Here is a 15,727-nt window from a genome sequence, read left to right as displayed (position 1 = left end):
ACCTCTTGATAATCGGTTTCAAATGTACCTACGAAAAAATTAAGTGTAGGGTTTTATTTTGATTTTGTTTGTAACAATTGTCTGTTACATTTGTCTAACAGTAAAACACAGCCATGGACATTGCTTTGCTCGTTTTAGGGTTTCTTTTGATGCTGGTCGGTATACTGGGCAGTTTTTTGCCCGTTTTACCAGGTCCACCCATAAGTTGGATCGGACTTTTGTTGCTCTACTTGACCAAAGCGGTGCCCGACAATTGGTGGGTACTGGGAATCACTTTTGTGATAGCCATAGCCATAACCATTTTGGATTATGTGATCCCTGCCATGGGCACCAAACGGTTCGGCGGTAGCAAAGCAGGGATGTGGGGCACCATCGTTGGATTGTTGGTCGCCATATTTGTTCCCATATTCGGGCCTTTGGGCATTATCATCTGGCCGTTTATCGGGGCCTTGGTCGGAGAATTGTTGAACAAGGCCAATAAAGAAACCGCCATGAAGGCGGCTTTCGGTTCATTTTTGGGTTTTTTGACAGGTACTTTCATGAAGTTTGTGGTAACGTTTCTTTACGCTGTTTTCTTCATTTACATTACCATCAAGTACGCAGGTGGCCTGTTCACATTCAGTTAGTCCAACCACTCCACTTTATCGGCAATGGATGTTCTCGTCGATGGGATGACCTCCCCATCAAAATAGCCCATATAGAAAAAGCCAAGGCATTTTTCACCCTTCTTCAAATCAAAGAACTCATCCATGTATTTGATGAGCCCGGGCGATGACCAATAACTGCCAATGCCCAGTTCGGTACAGCACAACCACATGTTTTGGACCGCCATGGCCACCGAGGCCACCTCTTCCCACTCGGGCAAACTCCCTTTTGGATCTCGCTGCATGCAGATAGCGATCACGGCTCCAGAATTGGAAGGGTTGAATTGTAATTTTTTGATCTTCATCTGTTTCGGTTTGGGGTCAACTTCCTCATATTTATTGGAAAGGAAAATCCCCAATTCCTGTTTCTTCGCGCCCGTGAGCACCTTAAAGCGCCATGGTTCCGTCTTCTTGTGGGTAGGGGCCCAATTCGCCGCTTCCAGAATCCTTTCCAAGGTTTCCTTGGCGATGGGCCTGTCAATATATTGCTGGGGGAAGATACTTCTCCTCTCCTTGATCAAATCGAAAATCATACTACTCATTTATGTTGAATTCCAAAGTTACGCCGTAAAACCTTGCCATCATAATTCCATAAGGAGGTCCATACCCTTTTGGAGCGCAGGATTTCTATTGTCGGTTTTCCAGACCATACTTAAAACGGCTCGCTGTTTTATGTTTTTCATTTCGATGAACTTGACCTTCATCTGAAACCCATACTGAAGCGTTGTTGGCACAATGGCAATACCCAATTTGTTCTCTACGAGTTTAAAAATGGTCTGTGCATGTACCGATTTATGGGAGACATGGGGCACGAATCCACTATCCTCACAAATACTGAGCACGGTATCGTAGTACATGGGACTGTAATCTTGGGAAAAAAGAATGAAATCCTCATTGGCCACTTGATCGATGTTCCTAAAATTGCCTTTATCCAAAGGATGTTCCTCTGGCAGTACCAACGAAAAAGTATCCTCAAAAACCGGTCTGACGTCCAACCCTTTCGGTACTCGGGACAATCGCACAAAACCAAGGTCCAATCGATCGGCCAAAATAGCATTGATCTGTGCTCGGTTCGAAAGTTCCTCTAAGGTGGTATGGATGGTCGGAAACTTTTCCTTTAACCCCAACAACAGATCGGGCACCACATTCTGCATGGCCGAACCCAAAAAACCGATGCGAACCTCCCCTAATTGACCGTCCCCGATTAGTTTTACTTGCTTTTTGGTCTGCTCCAGATGGTTCAGGATGAATTCCACCTCCTTTTTCAAAAACTCCCCTGCAGGGGTCAGACTCACCTTTTTCTTGTCCCGAACAAACAATTGGGTGCCCAATATCTCCTCCATCTGTTTGATCTGGGTACTCAGACCAGGCTGGGAAATAAACAGTTTTTCGGCTGCTTTTCTGTAGTGAAGCTCCTCGGCCACGGCCAAAAAATAGATGAAATGTCGAAGTTCTATTTGATAATTCATACTTATTGATTATTACAAAAATAAGTATTGGCGATTATTAATCGTATCCCCTAATTTTATGGAAAAGATAAAAGCATGGCTATAGACCGAACATTTCAATTTGGCGAAGACCATTTGACCGCAAGCATCGCCTTGGGCATGGCCCATGGTACCATAAAGGGTGTTTTCTCCGATGAATGCCTCAAAAATGTAAATGCGAGTTATCAACGTGTGCAACGTATTGTGGAAAAAGGCGATACGGTGTACGGTATCAACACGGGCTTTGGCCCCCTGTGCAGTACCAGAATATCCAAGGAGGACACCAAGGTCCTGCAATCCAATATATTGCAAAGTCACAGTGTGGGAGTTGGCGAACCTATATCCACGGAATTGGCAAAAATCATGTTGATCCTAAAGATCCATGCCCTGGCCAAAGGATATTCCGGTATTGCGCAGACCACCCTGCAACGCATGTTTTGGCATTTGGAGAACGATGCCATTCCCGTGGTTCCCTCACAAGGTTCGGTGGGTGCTTCTGGCGATCTCGCTCCACTATCCCATTTGTTCTTACCATTGATAGGCCTCGGCAAGGTATCATATCAGGGAAAGACCATCCCAACACAGGAACTGTTTCAACAAGCCGGACTAAAACCCTTGGAATTGGGTCCAAAAGAAGGGCTTGCCTTGATCAACGGTACTCAATTCATAGCCGCCCATGGGGTAATGGTGGTCCATAAATTACAGTATTGCCTACGCCATGCGGATATCATCGGTGCCATGATGCTCGAAGGCCTACAAGGTTCCATGAAACCATTTTATGAAGAATTGCATGAACTGCGCCCCTTCAAGGGCAACCAGCATGTGGCAGGTCGAATACGGACCCTGCTCCAAGGTTCCGAAATTTTGGAAGACCATATCGATTGTGAGCGGGTCCAGGATCCCTACTCCCTTCGTTGTATGCCGCAAGTACATGGAGCATCACGCAATGCTTGGCTTCATTTAAAAGAATTATTGGAAGTAGAGCTCAATTCCGTTACCGATAATCCTGTCATCATAAATGATGAGCTTACCATCAGCGGTGGCAATTTCCATGGCCAACCCTTGGCCATGGCCTTGGATTATGCCGCATTGGCCGCTTCGGAAATCGGGAATATCTCCGACCGACGCATCTATCTAGCCCTAGAGGGCAACAGTCCAGGAGTTCCAAAATTGTTGATGAACGATACAGGCATCAATTCGGGCTACATGATCTTGCAGTACACCTCTGCTGCATTGGCCAGCGAGAACAAGAGCCTGTGTTTTCCAGCTAGTGCCGATAGCATTCCCACCTCTTTGGGACAGGAAGACCACGTGAGTATGGGATCCATCAGCGGTAGAAAAGCACTGAACATTATTGAGAATGTGGAGAAAATCCTCGCCATTGAACTATTGACCTCGGCCCAGGCATTCGAATACAGAAAACCACTAAAATCAGGTATTCTGTTGGATGAGATCCATACATTCTTGCGAACCAAGGTCGCCTTTGCCAAAAACGACCGTGTCTTTGCCGATGACATTGAAAAAGGAATCGAAATCGTTCAACATCGTGAAATCATTGATTTGGTTGACCGTGTGATGGACGAAAAACAACTGAAGTGGAACGCACCACATCTTGACGAATTTGAAACATATTAGCATGAACAAACCATTATTAATAGGACCATTTAGCCAATTGCTTCCCATGACGGGACTCCCCTTAAAGGGAGCGCTTAAAGATGAGCAACTGCCCATCATAGAAAACGGGGGTATGTTGGTTTCCGAAGGGAAAATTATCAAAGTCGGAATATTTGATGAGTTGAAATCCGATAATGTCGACATCCATAAGATAGATGGTCATCAAGTGTGTCTACCAGGTTTTGTGGACTCCCACACCCATATTTGTTTTGGCGGTACCCGTGCTCGTGATTACGCCTTCCGCAATGCAGGAAAAACCTATTTGGAGATTGCCAAGGCAGGGGGCGGTATCTGGGACACGGTAACCCAAACACGAAAAGCTTCACAAGACGAATTGGTAGCAGGAATCCTTTCCAGAAGTCAAAAACATCTCAATAATGGCGTTACCACTATCGAAGTGAAAAGCGGTTACGGCCTTTCTGTAAAAGAAGAACTGAAAATGCTACGCGCCATTAAAAAGGCCAATGAAACTTCAAATGCGACTTTGGTCCCGACCTGTTTGGCAGCACATATGAAACCAAAAGATTGGAATCAGGACAAGGATTATCTGGATGTGATCATCAATGAATTGTTTCCCATTATAAAATCAGAAAACTTGGCCAATCGCGTGGATGCCTTTGTGGAAGAAAGTGCTTTTTCACAAGAAGAAATCAAACCCTATTTCCAGAAAGCAAAGGAAATGGGATTTGATATCACGGTACACGCCGACCAATTTACCACGGGCGGCAGTCAAGTAGCTGTGGATTTTGATGCGGTAAGTGCCGACCATTTGGAGGCCAGCTCTGAAAAAGAAATTCAATTGCTCGCCAAGAGCAATACCATTGCCACGGCATTGCCGGGCGCATCCCTAGGTTTGGGATGTGCCTACACCCCTGCCCGGAGAATTTTGGATACAGGCGGTGCTCTGTCCATCGCCAGTGACCACAATCCAGGTTCCGCTCCCATGGGCGACCTGTTGACCCAAGCCAGTATTTTGGGAACATTTGAAAAACTCTCCAATACGGAGGTCTTGGCCGGCATCACTTCCAGGGCCGCTGCGGCTTTACGTTTGACGGACAGGGGTAAACTGGAAGCCGGGGCACAGGCTGACTTTGTCGTTTTTCCCACGGACAACTACCAAGAAATCACTTACCATCAAGGGCAGCTAAAACCAAGTGAAGTTTGGAAAAAAGGAACGCCCATCCACTAAAACATCGCATCATGACCGAATTTCAACAACAAATATCACAGGGTATACCCGAGCAACTTCCAGCAAAAAGGGCCTATACTAAAAATGGGAATCCAGCGCCAAAACGGAAAGACATTCTCTCCAAGGAAGAGAAAAAACTGGCTGTACAAAATGCGCTACGTTATTTTCCCGAAGCTTGGCACAAAGAGCTGGCCCCGGAATTTGCAGCGGAGCTAAAAACCCATGGACGCATCTATATGCACCGGTTCAAGCCCGATTATGAAATGTATGCAAGGCCCATTTCAGAATATCCAGCGAAAACACATCAGGCGGCGGCCATCATGCTGATGATCCAGAACAATTTGGACCCTGCCGTGGCACAACATCCTGAGGAACTCATCACCTATGGCGGTAATGGTGCCGTTTTCCAAAACTGGGCACAATACCTGCTCACCATGAAATATTTGGCGGAAATGACCGAGGAACAGACCTTGAACATGTACTCTGGGCACCCCATGGGACTTTTTCCATCGTCCAAAGAAGCACCACGCGTGGTGGTCACCAATGGCATGATGATTCCCAACTACTCCAAACCTGATGATTGGGAACGTTTCAATGCACTGGGCGTCACTCAATATGGCCAGATGACTGCAGGTTCGTACATGTACATCGGACCTCAAGGCATTGTCCACGGAACGGCCATCACGGTCATGAATGCATTTCGAAAAGTATTGGAGAAAAACGAATCTCCCCAGGGAAAGATTTTCCTGACCGCTGGACTTGGGGGCATGAGCGGTGCCCAACCCAAAGCAGGGAATATCGCTGGGGGCATCACCATTTGTGCGGAAGTCAACCCAGAGGCCGCCAAAAAACGACACGAACAAGGCTGGGTGGATGAATTGTTGGTGGACTTGGACCTTTTGGTCGTCCGTACCAAAGAAGCTATTGAAAACAAAGAAGTGGTTTCCTTGGCGTACATTGGCAATATAGTGGACGTCTGGGAACGTTTTTATAAGGAAGACATCTTTATTCATTTGGGCTCCGACCAAACCTCATTGCACAATCCTTGGGCAGGAGGTTACTACCCCGTGGGACTTTCTTTTGAGGAATCCAACGCTTTGATGGTGGAAGATCCCGAAGCCTTCAAGGAAAAAGTACAGGAATCGCTTCGCAGACAAATCAACGCCATCAACAAGCATACTGCAAAAGGCACCTACTTTTTTGATTATGGCAATGCCTTTTTGTTGGAAGTTTCCCGTGCGGGCGGTGATGTGATGGCCGAGAACAATATCGACTTCAGGTATCCATCCTATGTACAGGACATTTTGGGACCCATGTGCTTCGATTACGGATTCGGTCCATTCCGATGGGTATGTACCTCTGGCGACCCAAAGGACCTTCAAAAAACGGATGCCATTGCCCTTGAAGTGATGAAAAAGATAAAATCCGAGGCTCCTGGGGAAATCCAACAGCAAATGCAGGACAACATCAAATGGATCTCGGAAGCGGACCAGAACAAATTGGTGGTGGGTTCGCAAGCTCGAATCCTTTATGCCGATGCCGAGGGACGCAGTAAAATTGCGGATGCCTTCAACACGGCCATTGCCAAGGGAGAAATCAGTGCTCCCGTGGTATTGGGACGCGACCATCACGATGTAAGCGGAACCGATTCCCCTTTTCGAGAAACCAGCAATATTTACGACGGCAGCAAGTTCACTGCCGATATGGCCATTCAAAATGTGATTGGCGATGGTTTTAGGGGCGCCACCTGGGTTTCCATCCACAACGGTGGTGGCGTTGGCTGGGGCGAAGTGATCAATGGTGGGTTTGGCATGGTGCTCGACGGTTCTGAAGAGGCCTCCATTCGTTTGAAGAAAATGTTGTTCTTTGACGTGAACAATGGTATTTCCCGCAGAAGCTGGGCCAGGAACAAGGAAGCCCGCTTTGCCATTGAACGAGAAATGGAACGCTCCCCCAATTTAAAGGTAACTTTGCCGTATCTTGTAGCAGCTGATATTTTGGACCATCTCTTTTAATTTGATGAAACACTACGACCCCCCGAAAAAAGACCTTTGGACAGGAAGAGTCTCCAATAAGTGGCTGTACCTGCACGAAAAAGTGCATTGTACACCCTTGGAGGAACTTCCCGAGGCCCAAAAAAAATCCATTGCTCTTTTGGGATATGCCTGTGATGCTGGAGTACACCGAAACCAGGGGCGTGTTGGAGCTGAAGATGGGCCGGATGCGATCAAAAGCAGTTTTGCCAAAATGCCCAACCATTTGGGCAGCAATGTGCTGTTGCACGATGTGGGTTCCATTACCTGCACCAATAGCGATATGGAATCTGCCCAAGAGCAACTCGCCAAAGGGGTCACAACCCTTTTAGAAAAAAAACAGTTTCCCATCATTTTAGGTGGCGGACATGATATGGCCTATGGTCATTACAACGGAATCAAAACATATTTGGATGCTAAAAAAGAAGGTCAGACCATCGGTATCATCAATTTTGATGCACATTTTGATTTGCGGAAAAACACCGAGCAAAGCAATTCGGGAACCCCATTTTACCAGATAGCGAAAGACTGTGAAAAAGAGGGCATCGATTTTAACTACCTCTGTCTGGGCATCCGGAAGGATGCCAACGACAGAAACCTGTTCCAAACGGCCAGGGAGCTTGATGTGATCTATGTAATGAACGATACCTTCCAAATTCCCTTACTCGAGGAAATCACGACCTGGATCAATGCATTTGCCAAAAATGTGGACCATATTTATGTGACCATCGACCTGGATGGGTTCTCCTCGGCCTATGCACCCGGGGTCAGTGCTGCCTCACCCATGGGCTTTAGCCCTTATATGGTTTTGGAATGCCTGAAATCGATTATCGGCTCCGGAAAACTGATCAGTGTGGACATCGCCGAGATGAATCCCAAGTACGATATTGACGGACAAACAGCAAAGTTGGCCGCTTCACTGGTGCACCATGTGGCACACAGTGTTTCGGGAAGTTGATGTTCTTTGCTTCAGGTCAATCGGTCATATCCAGCGCAGTCGAAAGACTCGAGGTGGCATTATTACCCAATTCATTGGGAAAGGATTCCGCTTTTCAGCGGAATTTGTCCGGCCTGGATTTTTGAACAAGTTCAAACCCGGGTCCCATAAACAAAAAAAGCCTTCCAAAAGGAAAGCCTTTCATTGGCGAGCATCGGTTTGATGCTTCAACCTGATTCCAATCATCGCGACTGGAATCCAACACAACATGGCAAAGATAGCAAAGCTTTTTGAACTTGCCGTCTTTTCAATAAAAATCAAGGCAAAATCATTCCAAAGAAATAAACCCAACATCCAAAATGCAGCTAAGGTTAGGCACGAATCGCACTACTCTTTACCAATGAAATAATCCCGAACACCGTCTTGGCCATGGGGTGATCTCCCGACTGCACTCGAAATGGCATTGTTCTGTTCTTGGTAAATCAAACAGCTTTGATTGCATAGGTGGACTCTCGGCATTTGACTGGACTATGGGATAAGGGCATGTTGACTGTTTGAATTCAAGGGCGCCCATGGGTAGCCCAAGCACCTTTGCTCCACCACTGCAAGAGATGGAACCACCATCGATATTGGACAGGGCCCCCACAGGAACACTATTGTACTGGGGTTGAAAGGCCCGCTCGCAGGAGGCATGGAAGCTGTTGCAATCCACAAGGACAAATATGCGTTAAGGTACGCGCTCCCCACCAAATCACCCAGGAAATCCAATGTGATTCAAATTTGTATCAAGGCAAATTCCGGTCAGCGTGGAATTTCCCAAAGTGATGAAAAACAACCATCCCGTTCCAAAATCCTATATTAGAGCATGGAAACAGAGATAAAGCGTGACGTTTCCCTGACCGGGGACATCAAATTCACTGGACTTCGACTTAAGGAACCCATGCAGACCTCCGCTGGTTTTTTGGGTGTAAAGGAAGCCTTGCGGCACAGTTTTAAGGAAATGGGGATAGTGCGTTCCATGCGCAGTTTGCTCGAAATGAACCAAGAAGATGGTTTTCGCTGCCCCAGTTGCGCGTGGCCCGTACCAGAACATCCATCCAAGATTGCGGAATACTGTGAAAACGGGGCAAAAGCATTGGCAGATGAAGCCACTCGAGAATACATTGGTGCCGATTTTTTCACGAAACATTCAGTGGAAGAATTATCACAGCTCAGCGATTATGAGCTCAACAGCTTGGGACGTGTGGTTGAACCCATGGTCCTAAGACCAAACAGTGTCCATTACGAACCCATTACGTGGCAGGATGCCTTTGAATTGATCTCGGATGAATTGCACCAATTAAAAAATCCTAACGAAGCCATATTCTACACCTCGGGCCGTTCCAGCAACGAGGCAGCATATCTCTACGGGATGTTCGCCCGTGCCCTTGGCACCAACAATATGCCCGATTGTTCCAATATGTGCCATGAATCGTCCGGAGTGGCACTTTCGGAAACCTTGGGCATTGGAAAGGGTTCCGTAAAACTGGACGATTTATACGGAGCAGAGGTTGTTCTAGTCGTGGGGCAAAATCCCGGTACCAATCATCCGAGAATGCTATCGGCTCTGGAAAAATGCAAAAACAACGGAGGGAAGATCATCAGTATAAATCCGTTGGCCGAAACGGGATTGGTCAACTTCAAGAATCCACAGAATGTCTCGGACATGTTGGGCAACGGCCAGCCTATAGCGGACATCCATTTGCCCGTGAAGATCAATGAGGATATCGCCTTGGCCAAACTGCTGCTTAAAAAATTGGTGGCCTTGGATGCAAAAAACCCCCATGTCCTGGACCATGAATTCATTGTAGAGTACGTAGATGGCTATGATGAACTGTTGAAGGATTTGAGCCGCTACGACATGGAAGGCCTTCAACGGAGAAGCGGCGTTTACATGCGGAAAATTGACAAGGCTGCGGCATTGTTGGCCGAAAATTCCAAAATCGTGGTCTGCTGGGCCATGGGCATTACCCAACATAAAAATGCAGTGGACTGCATCAAGGAATACGTCAACATCCTGTTACTCAAGGGAGCGGTCGGAAAACCCTTTGCCGGGACCTGTCCCGTTCGTGGGCATAGCAATGTTCAGGGCGATCGCTCGGTGGGGATCATGCACTACGTGGACAAAACCTTGAACGAGAATATCCAAAAGCACCTTAATTTTGACCCCCCTACTGAAAAAGGATACGATACCGTGGAATCCATTAAGGCCATGCACGAAGGAAAGGCGAAGGTTTTTGTTTGTTTGGGCGGCAATTTTTTGATGGCCGCTTCCGATACACAATACACTGCAGAGGCCATTCAAAATTGTAATTTGACCGTACAAATCAGCACCAAACTGAATCGAAGTCATTTGGTGACGGGCAAGACAGCTTTACTGTTGCCCACTTTTGGACGTTCCGAAAAAGATGAAAAGAACGGCGAGCTCCAATTTTTGACCATGGAAAGCAGTACGGGCAAGGTGAGACAGAGCAAAGGATTGTTACGACCTGCCTCGGAGCACATCAAGAGTGAACCTGAGATCATCTCACTTTTGGCACACACCTATTTTAGGGGGAATCATTCCATGAATTGGTATGAACTGGGTCAAGATTACGACCTTATCCGAAAATTGATAGACAAAACCGTGAAGGGTTTCGAAAATACCAGCGAACGATCCAAAGGGTTTGGGTACTATCTGCCCAATAATGTTCGTAACCGTGATTTTAGGAAACTCCCCAACGGAATGGCCCAATTGTCCATTACCCCGCTGCCCGACCATCAATTAAAACCTGATGAGCTATTGTTGATGACCATTCGCTCGCATGACCAGTTCAACACGACCATTTACGGCTTGAACGATCGCTATCGTGGCATCCATAACGAACGGCGTGTGGTTTTTATGAATGAATGGGATATGATTGAAAAAGGACTGACCCAACTCGATGTGGTCAACCTGCACAGCCATTATGATGGCATCCGAAGAACAGCAGAAAAGTTCTTGGTGGTAACCTATAACATTCCAAAAGGAAATATGGCCGCTTATTTTCCAGAAACCAACTTATTGGTGCCGCACAATCATTTTGCCGATAAGAGCCAGACGCCCATCAGCAAGTCCATTAAGGTTACCGTGGAGAAAATTTCCCGAACTTGATTATTTGAACGCAGGCATTCCCGTAATGTCCGCACCGGTAATCAGAAGGTGGATATCGTGAGTACCTTCATAGGTAATCACACTTTCCAGGTTCATCATATGGCGCATAATGCTGTACTCCCCCGTGATGCCCATACCACCCAACATCTGTCGTGCTTCGCGGGCTATTGTAATGGCCATTTCCACATTGTTCCGTTTGGCCATGGAAATCTGGGCTGTTGTGGCCTTGCCTTCATTCTTCAATTGCCCCAAACGGAAAGCCAATAATTGGGCCTTGGTGATTTCGGTGATCATTTCGGCCAATTTCTTTTGCTGAAGCTGATATGCGGCAATGGGTTTGCCAAATTGAACACGTTCTTTGGCATAACGCAGTGCGGTATCGTAACAATCCATGGCGGCTCCTATGGCTCCCCATGCAATACCATAACGAGCAGAATCCAAACAACCTAATGGAGCTCCCAATCCAGTTTTACCAGGCAATAGATTTTCCTTGGGCACCTTTACATCATCGAAAATAAGCTCGCCCGTTGCGGATGCCCTCAATGACCATTTATTGTGCGTCTCGGGTGTGGAAAAGCCTTCCATACCACGTTCCACGATAAGTCCATGTATTCTACCTTCCTCATTTTTGGCCCAAACAACGGCGATATCGGCAAATGGCGAGTTGGAAATCCATAATTTGGCACCGTTCAGCACATAGTGATCACCGGCGTCCTTGAATTTTGTTTCCATACCTCCGGGGTTGGAACCGTGGTTGGGTTCCGTAAGACCAAAACAGCCCATCCACTCCCCTGTGGCCAACTTGGGCAAATATTTTTTACGCTGCTCTTCGGTACCATAAGCAAATATGGGATACATGACCAAAGAAGATTGTACAGAAGCTGTGGAACGAACCCCACTATCACCACGTTCAATCTCCTGCATGATCAACCCATAACTGATCTGGTCCAGACCAGCTCCTCCATATTCTTCGGGAATGTAGGGACCAAAAGCACCGATTTCGGCCAATCCTCCAATAATTTGTTCGGGAAATTCCGCTTTTTGGGCATATTCCTCAATAATCGGGGATATATCGCGCTTTACCCATTGACGGGCAGCATCACGAACCAGTTTATGCTCCTCGGAAAGCAAATCATCAAGATTGTAGTAATCTGGGGCTTCAAATACGTCAGGCTTCATTCAAAATAATTTTAAGTAAATATAACATTTCATTCGACTATTGTTACATTTTCAAATAAAATGCTTTGGTCAAATCGATGTATTCCTTCGTGTATTGGTGTCGACTTTCTTCAATGACCAACGAATCAATATATGGTTTACTATTGTGGAAACTAAATTCCATCAAACTTCTTTTAAAATCAGTTTCGGGATTTCCCTTGACCCTTGTGATCCGGTTTGGGAACAATCCAACTCCTTCCGCTAGACCATTAACGTTATCCTCTTCTTTAAAGGGAATAATTACCGAAAAAGTTCCGTTATCCGTCAAAAACTGCGATACACCCTGAACCAATTCATCAAAGGGCAATGAGCTGTTTTGCCTTGCTTTATCGCGGGCTTCATTACCACTGGCAACTTCCTCGGCGTAAAATGGAGGGTTTGAAACGATTAAATCGTACTTATCATCCATTTCATCCACAAATTCATCAAATCCCGCATGATAACAGAACAGTCTGTCTGCCCATGGGGAGGCTTCAAAATTGGCAACACATTGTTCGTAGGAAGCGTCATCCAACTCAATGGCATCGATGGTTTCCGCAGACGAACGTTGCGCCAATTGCAAAGCAATGATTCCGGTTCCCGCTCCAATATCCAAAATGGATTCCGGTTGCCTGTCCAGTGATGTCCATGCGCCCAACAATACTCCATCTGTACCTATTTTCATTGCACACTGGTCTTGATAAATGGTAAATTCCTTGAATTTGAACGGTTTCATGACATCAAAGGTAAGTCAAAAGCCTGTACTTGATTGACGGAACCCAATTCAAATAGGGCATTCATTAACCCAAACAGGACATCCGTTGATCCACAGGGTAAAAACCCAGATCAATGTGGTTATTTCTCCAACCATACATTGGGGAGAGCCCGGATCACATCGGTTCCAAATTATCCAAACCCATGATTTTGAAAAAATCCCTTTTGCATTCCTACTTATGCTAGCAGTGGTCACAGCATCACAAGCACAAGAACAGGGTAAATTCCGTGTTGGACTTGAGGCTGGCCACATCATGCCCAGTTTTCGTGGCGCAATATGTGCTCTTGAACCAAAAACCAATATAGCTGACAACATGAACAGTTGGTATACGCTTGGAGTCTACCGCTATGGCCAAAAACGTCCAGGTTGGCCTCGCTTCCGCAGAGGCAAGTGTATCATACCCTTACTTTTGACCGTTGTTTTAACTCAACAAGCTCCTTTGCGCCACTTCTTGGTGCAGGTAATGGCCTTAGTTCCTTTGGCCGCATTGGTTTGACATAACCTATGCCGAAGAAACAGAATGTGATGCAGACCTTGGGGTCGATGATAGGTCCGATGGTCTTTTGGGACCTGGTTTTGCAGCTGACAAATTTAGATTGGAAGCAACCTATAATCTTATCGGCAAAACTGATTTAGGAGAAGGCAGGGAACTGAAAACCTCCTGATTGGGCAAATCCTTGGGTTTTCATCAAGTTGGCGGCAAGTGGAAAAATTAAAATTATTCCGTCTCGATTTGTCAAATGGAGAGAGGGATTGACCTGACTTGCTTTTTGTCCTAACCTAGATAAAGGTCCACCAATCCCTCAGGGGTTTTTACGTGGATGGTTTTATTTTCCCTATCCACTTTGGCAATAATGTCATCACTTATGGGGATCAACAGCTCCTTATCCCCTTTCTTGATTTCGAACAAATCTTGGGAAGCACTATCATTTACGGATTCAACAATGCCTATATCGCCGTGAACCTCATCCAAAATGGTAAAACCGATGACTTCGTGATAGTAGAATCTATTTCCTCTAAGAGGGGGCAACATCGTCAAAGGAAGGTATAATTCAGACCCAATCAATTTATCCGCCGAAGGTTCGTCCTTGACCTCTTCAAAATCGATACGGAGTAGATTGGATTTATGCAATCGGCATCTATCAATAAAAAATGGAATCAGGTTGTTTCCCAATGAAACAAGCACTGATTCCATATTTTCGTAGCTCTCGGGCTCATCGGTATCCAATTTGACCAATACCTCGCCCTTAAAACTATATTTTGAAACGACTTTGCCCAGGTAGAAACAGTCTTCCTTACGCATCGTCCTAAGTTTCTATTCTTCTTCTTTGGCAGCTTCTTCAGCAGCAGGAGCCTCTTCGGCTGGTGCTTCTGCAGTAGCTTCCTCAGTTGCAGCTTCAGCGGTTTCTTCGGCAGCCTCCTCAGCTACTTCTTCTTCTGGCAATGCAGCAGCAGCTCTTTTGGCACTTACTTCTTTTTCAGCTTCCAAAGCTTTTGCTCTAGCTTCTGCTTCTGCTTTGCTCAAACCATCTTTCTTGGCTTGGATTTTTTGCTCTTTCTCTTCCAACCAAGCGTTGAATTTTTCCTCAGCTTGCTCTTCTGTCAATGCACCTTTGCGTACACCACCTGCCAAGTGATGCTTCATCATTACACCTTTATAAGAAAGAATTGCTTTGGCGGTATCGGTTGGCTGTGCTCCGTTCTGCAACCATTTCACGGCACCGTCAACATCAAGATTGATTGTGGCTGGATTGGTGTTTGGGTTGTAAGTACCCAATTTTTCCAAAAATTTACCGTCTCTTTTCGCTCTTACATCCGCAGCGACCACCCAATAGAATGGTTTACCTTTTTTACCGTGTCTTTGAAGTCTGATTTTAACTGGCATATCACATTAATTTGTAGGGTGCCCGACCCTGATTATTAATTCTTTTTAATCGCTTATTCGTAAAGCGGGTGCAAATATACACTTATTTGTTTATGGCACAGCGATTAAAGCAAAAAAAGTTAAAAGCCCTTAACAACTGAAACCTATCCCGTTAAATCTATTATAAAGCACTGTAACTTTTTGTTATTCCGACACTTAACCTTATCTTATATAGTGAAGTCATCGAGAGTCGATGGCCTTTAACCGATAAAATGAAGAGAGATTATGAAGTACACTGTAGAAATGTCGAACAAACTGAACGAACTTTTGGAAAGAACCTATGATGCTGAAAAAGGATTTAAACAAGCAGCCGAAAAGGTGGATAACAAGACCATAAAACAATTCTTTATGGACCGTGCCAAACAGAGATATGATTTTGGACACGAACTCAAGGCTGAAATCAAAGCTTTTGGACAAAGTCCTGAAAAAGGAGGCAGTGCGAAAGGGACCTTACACCGTTCTTGGGTCGATTTCAAATCGTTATTTTCCAATAATAATGAAGAAGCAATGTTGGAAGAAGTTAATCGAGGCGAGAAAGAAGCCATAGAGACTTACAACGACATATTGCACGATAAGGATTTTGTATTGCCGCCGTCCACTGAAAGTTTACTCATGAAGCAAAGAAATGCCATCAGAGAAACCTTGGAAACAGCAAATATATTCGAAACAGCAGTATCGTAATTCCAAAAGTCACT

The 15,727-nt window shown here is 45.7% G+C and carries 14 protein-coding genes; 8 read left to right on the top strand and 6 right to left on the bottom strand.

Going from position 1 to position 15,727, the window contains the following annotated elements:
• Nucleotides 1–113: 113 nt before the first annotated feature.
• On the top strand, nucleotides 114–626 hold the full coding sequence (locus tag EO132_RS08560) for a DUF456 domain-containing protein (RefSeq protein ID WP_127137465.1): 513 nt from the start codon (nucleotides 114–116) through the stop codon (nucleotides 624–626).
• Here the strand turns inward: EO132_RS08560 and EO132_RS08555 are convergent.
• On the bottom strand, nucleotides 623–1,177 hold the full coding sequence (locus EO132_RS08555) for a nitroreductase family protein (RefSeq protein WP_127137464.1): 555 nt from the start codon (nucleotides 1,175–1,177) through the stop codon (nucleotides 623–625). The genes EO132_RS08560 and EO132_RS08555 overlap by 4 nt on opposite strands.
• A 48-nt stretch (nucleotides 1,178–1,225) precedes the next feature.
• A complete protein-coding gene (locus EO132_RS08550) occupies nucleotides 1,226–2,113 on the bottom strand; it encodes a LysR family transcriptional regulator (protein ID WP_127137463.1) in 888 nt (295 codons plus the stop codon).
• 75 nt (nucleotides 2,114–2,188) lie between these two features.
• Between EO132_RS08550 and hutH the strand changes: the two genes are divergently transcribed.
• From hutH to EO132_RS08520, 5 genes are all read left to right on the top strand, one after another.
• The gene (gene hutH / locus EO132_RS08545) at nucleotides 2,189–3,766 is read left to right on the top strand and encodes a histidine ammonia-lyase (RefSeq protein WP_127137462.1); all 1,578 of its coding nucleotides are present in this window, start codon (nucleotides 2,189–2,191) and stop codon (nucleotides 3,764–3,766) included.
• A gap of 1 nt (nucleotide 3,767) precedes the next feature.
• Nucleotides 3,768–4,994: an imidazolonepropionase gene (gene hutI, locus EO132_RS08540; RefSeq protein ID WP_127137461.1), complete on the top strand. Its 1,227-nt coding sequence runs from the start codon at nucleotides 3,768–3,770 to the stop codon at nucleotides 4,992–4,994.
• A gap of 11 nt (nucleotides 4,995–5,005) precedes the next feature.
• Nucleotides 5,006–7,009 carry a urocanate hydratase gene (locus EO132_RS08535; protein ID WP_127137460.1) on the top strand — a complete coding sequence of 668 codons (2,004 nt, stop codon included), beginning with the start codon at nucleotides 5,006–5,008 and terminating at the stop codon, nucleotides 7,007–7,009.
• Nucleotides 7,010–7,013: 4 nt separating this feature from the next.
• Entirely contained in the window at nucleotides 7,014–7,985 is a 972-nt protein-coding gene (gene hutG / locus EO132_RS08530) for a formimidoylglutamase (protein WP_127137459.1), read from the top strand.
• Between the two features lie 844 nt (nucleotides 7,986–8,829).
• Nucleotides 8,830–11,136, top strand: coding sequence for an FdhF/YdeP family oxidoreductase (locus EO132_RS08520; RefSeq protein WP_127137458.1), 2,307 nt, complete (start codon nucleotides 8,830–8,832; stop codon nucleotides 11,134–11,136).
• On the opposite strand, the gene EO132_RS08515 is transcribed toward EO132_RS08520, so the two are convergent.
• Together EO132_RS08515 and EO132_RS08510 are read right to left on the bottom strand one after the other, a co-directional pair.
• Nucleotides 11,137–12,315, bottom strand: coding sequence for an acyl-CoA dehydrogenase family protein (locus EO132_RS08515; RefSeq protein ID WP_127137457.1), 1,179 nt, complete (start codon nucleotides 12,313–12,315; stop codon nucleotides 11,137–11,139).
• A 43-nt stretch (nucleotides 12,316–12,358) separates the two neighbouring features.
• The gene (locus tag EO132_RS08510; RefSeq protein ID WP_235856416.1) at nucleotides 12,359–13,018 is read right to left on the bottom strand and encodes a tRNA1(Val) (adenine(37)-N6)-methyltransferase; all 660 of its coding nucleotides are present in this window, start codon (nucleotides 13,016–13,018) and stop codon (nucleotides 12,359–12,361) included.
• A gap of 136 nt (nucleotides 13,019–13,154) precedes the next feature.
• On the opposite strand from EO132_RS08510, the gene EO132_RS08505 reads away from it, so the two are divergent.
• Nucleotides 13,155–13,604: a hypothetical protein gene (locus tag EO132_RS08505; RefSeq protein WP_127137455.1), complete on the top strand. Its 450-nt coding sequence runs from the start codon at nucleotides 13,155–13,157 to the stop codon at nucleotides 13,602–13,604.
• Between the two features lie 279 nt (nucleotides 13,605–13,883).
• Here EO132_RS08505 and rimM read toward each other — a convergent pair whose 3' ends face one another.
• Nucleotides 13,884–14,411 carry a ribosome maturation factor RimM gene (gene rimM, locus EO132_RS08500; RefSeq protein WP_127137454.1) on the bottom strand — a complete coding sequence of 176 codons (528 nt, stop codon included), beginning with the start codon at nucleotides 14,409–14,411 and terminating at the stop codon, nucleotides 13,884–13,886.
• 12 nt (nucleotides 14,412–14,423) lie between these two features.
• Nucleotides 14,424–14,993 (bottom strand): 30S ribosomal protein S16, encoded by a 570-nt coding sequence (locus EO132_RS08495; RefSeq protein WP_127137453.1) that lies wholly within the window; start codon nucleotides 14,991–14,993, stop codon nucleotides 14,424–14,426.
• Between the two features lie 264 nt (nucleotides 14,994–15,257).
• On the opposite strand from EO132_RS08495, the gene EO132_RS08490 reads away from it, so the two are divergent.
• Entirely contained in the window at nucleotides 15,258–15,713 is a 456-nt protein-coding gene (locus tag EO132_RS08490; protein WP_127137452.1) for a ferritin-like domain-containing protein, read from the top strand.
• Nucleotides 15,714–15,727 lie beyond the last annotated feature (14 nt).

Origin of the sequence: Flagellimonas oceanensis (genome assembly GCF_003992595.1) — a bacterium.
GTDB classification, from domain to species: Bacteria; Bacteroidota; Bacteroidia; order Flavobacteriales; family Flavobacteriaceae; genus Flagellimonas; species Flagellimonas oceanensis.
The sequence above is the reverse complement of the archived record's forward strand: the minus strand, read 5'-3'. Positions and strand labels throughout refer to the sequence as shown.

What these genes read in the sequence shown, in the direction of transcription:
- EO132_RS08560 (WP_127137465.1), top strand. Translation starts at nt 114, where the DNA reads ATGGACATTGCTTTGCTCGTTTTAGGGTTTCTTTTGATGCTGGTCGGT.
- EO132_RS08555 (WP_127137464.1), bottom strand. Translation starts at nt 1,177, where the DNA reads ATGATTTTCGATTTGATCAAGGAGAGGAGAAGTATCTTCCCCCAGCAA.
- EO132_RS08550 (WP_127137463.1), bottom strand. Translation starts at nt 2,113, where the DNA reads ATGAATTATCAAATAGAACTTCGACATTTCATCTATTTTTTGGCCGTG.
- hutH (WP_127137462.1), top strand. Translation starts at nt 2,189, where the DNA reads ATGGCTATAGACCGAACATTTCAATTTGGCGAAGACCATTTGACCGCA.
- hutI (WP_127137461.1), top strand. Translation starts at nt 3,768, where the DNA reads ATGAACAAACCATTATTAATAGGACCATTTAGCCAATTGCTTCCCATG.
- EO132_RS08535 (WP_127137460.1), top strand. Translation starts at nt 5,006, where the DNA reads ATGACCGAATTTCAACAACAAATATCACAGGGTATACCCGAGCAACTT.
- hutG (WP_127137459.1), top strand. Translation starts at nt 7,014, where the DNA reads ATGAAACACTACGACCCCCCGAAAAAAGACCTTTGGACAGGAAGAGTC.
- EO132_RS08520 (WP_127137458.1), top strand. Translation starts at nt 8,830, where the DNA reads ATGGAAACAGAGATAAAGCGTGACGTTTCCCTGACCGGGGACATCAAA.
- EO132_RS08515 (WP_127137457.1), bottom strand. Translation starts at nt 12,315, where the DNA reads ATGAAGCCTGACGTATTTGAAGCCCCAGATTACTACAATCTTGATGAT.
- EO132_RS08510 (WP_235856416.1), bottom strand. Translation starts at nt 13,018, where the DNA reads ATGAAAATAGGTACAGATGGAGTATTGTTGGGCGCATGGACATCACTG.
- rimM (WP_127137454.1), bottom strand. Translation starts at nt 14,411, where the DNA reads ATGCGTAAGGAAGACTGTTTCTACCTGGGCAAAGTCGTTTCAAAATAT.
- EO132_RS08495 (WP_127137453.1), bottom strand. Translation starts at nt 14,993, where the DNA reads ATGCCAGTTAAAATCAGACTTCAAAGACACGGTAAAAAAGGTAAACCA.
- EO132_RS08490 (WP_127137452.1), top strand. Translation starts at nt 15,258, where the DNA reads ATGAAGTACACTGTAGAAATGTCGAACAAACTGAACGAACTTTTGGAA.